Annotated in this window: 1 protein-coding gene; it reads left to right on the plus strand. The window is 46.9% G+C overall.

Features of this window, described 5'->3' with window-relative positions; translation table 11 throughout:
* Nucleotides 1-19: 19 nt before the first annotated feature.
* Nucleotides 20-1,339 (plus strand): IS4 family transposase, encoded by a 1,320-nt coding sequence (locus ETR37_RS17615; protein ID WP_240673919.1) that lies wholly within the window; start codon nucleotides 20-22, stop codon nucleotides 1,337-1,339.
* Nucleotides 1,340-1,499: the final 160 nt, after the last annotated feature.

Here is a 1,499-nt window from a genome sequence, read left to right on the forward strand (position 1 = left end):
TTTTTTCATGGAAAAACAAATGAAAGCATGGGTTCAAACCATTCGTCAACTCTTTTCTCCCGAAGAATTAACCCGTCTCGCACGGAAAACAGGCTTTATCCGGCGGCAGCGTTCGTTAACGGCGGAAGCCTTTCTGACTCTCTGTGCATGGGGAGATGGCTCACTGGCCAAACAGTCGCTTCAGCGGTTGTGTGCGGCCTTGACGCTCTGGCATGGCTGTTCCCTTTCAAGCGAAGGCTTGAATCAGCGTTTTACCGATCGGGCCGTGGCATTTTTGCGAGAAGTGTTTTTCCTTCTCCTCCTGCATCAACGTCCATTGCTTTTGTCAGCCATGGAGACCTATCGAACTTGTTTTACCCGCCTGCGGATTTTGGACTCAACCAGCTTTTTGGTTCCCGCTGACTATGGGGAAGACTATCGAGGTTCCGTTTCGTCGGGGGTGAAAATTCAGTTTGAATATGACTTGTTATCCGGCGCCTGCCTTCAGCTATGCGTTCAATCGGCCAATGACTCGGACGCTCGTTTTGCCTATCATGCCCAGCATACGATTTTACCGAATGACCTATGTATTCGGGATTTGGGCTTTTTCTCCGTTGCCGCACTGGCCGAGATCGACGCCCGCGGAGCGTATTATATTACTCGGCTCCGTTCCGATATGAAAGTGTATATCAAGGAGAATGGCCAGTGGAAGGAATGGGATTGGGAATCCCTTGGGAATCAATTAGAGGAAGGGGAATCAGTGGAAATGGAACATGTATACATCGGACATGAACGCTTGTATGTTCCACGGTTGGTTTTCCGCCGTCTGACGGCGGAAGAATGGCAAAAACGGATGGCGTATGTGCGGAAAAAGGAAAAAAGAAAAGGGAAGGCGCTGGCACGCCAAACCCTCGAACAAAAGAAATACCACATCTTACTGACGAATTTACCACAAGAGTCGTTTGATGGTCAACAGGTTTATGAGCTCTATTCCCTGCGCTGGCAAATTGAATTGTTGTTTAAAGCCTGGAAATCCGTATTTGATTTGGAGAAAGTCAAGGAGATGAAAAAAGAACGTTTCGAATGCCATTTATACGGGACGTTGATTGCCATTTTGGTCACCCAGACGTTTCTGTTTCAAGCTCGGATGTATTGGCATCAAAAGGAAGACATTGAAATCAGTGAACGGAAAGCGCTCGATCTTCTCCAATCGTATTGGCACCAGTTGCTTTTGCGTTCGCATATGGCGGAAATCAACCTTTTCTCTCTCCTTTCCCTGTTACGAAAACATGCCAAGAAAGGTCGAAGGAAAGGGGAAGAAACGGCATCAGATATCTTAACGAAATTAGAGATATGGTAGAATTAGATATGGATATAAATACCAAATACCCCTCTTCTGGAGGGGTATTTGGTATGCCCAATAATGGGTGTGATCCCCAACATTCACTGCGGGGACGAACGCGAGTATCGTCTTAAAAATTTTATACCGCTAACTTGACGGGTATGGAATTGGATCCCCG

This window comes from Geobacillus sp. PK12, from assembly GCF_004123125.1.
Lineage (GTDB): Bacteria > Bacillota > Bacilli > Bacillales > Anoxybacillaceae > Geobacillus > Geobacillus zalihae.